Raw genomic sequence first — 358 nt, 5'->3', positions numbered from 1 at the left:
GGTTTCTACTTCTACTTCTACTTCTACTTCTACTTGACCCGTCCTGATATGGGTTGACACTTGATTGACTAAAACGCTCGATGTACTTCATCGGGCGTTTTGTATTTTAGAGCTGTGTGAGGCCTATATTCATTATAGATTTTTACTGATTCGGCGACCATTTTCTTTGCTTCATCTAAATCATTAGGCTTATTCAACAGATACTCCATCTTCAGTATTCCGTTGATCCTCTCTGCCAACGCATTCTGATAACAGTCATAGCCATCAGTCATTGAGCAAGATACATCATACTGTCGATGCAACTCTTGGTATTCAACAGAGCAGTACTGAACACCTCGATCTGAGTGATGTACAAGCT

1 protein-coding gene is annotated in these 358 nt (G+C 40.5%); it reads right to left on the bottom strand.

The features are described 5' to 3' along the window. Positions 1-68: 68 nt before the first annotated feature. Positions 69-358, bottom strand: a 290-nt coding sequence (locus AB4512_RS22105) for a transposase (protein WP_372175691.1), incomplete at its 5' end; no start/stop codon positions are given.

The organism is Vibrio sp. 10N.222.52.B7 (genome assembly GCF_041474275.1).
Lineage (GTDB): Bacteria > Pseudomonadota > Gammaproteobacteria > Enterobacterales > Vibrionaceae > Vibrio > Vibrio crassostreae_C.
Note: the sequence above shows the minus strand (reverse complement) of the source record. Positions and strands in the feature narration are given on the sequence as shown.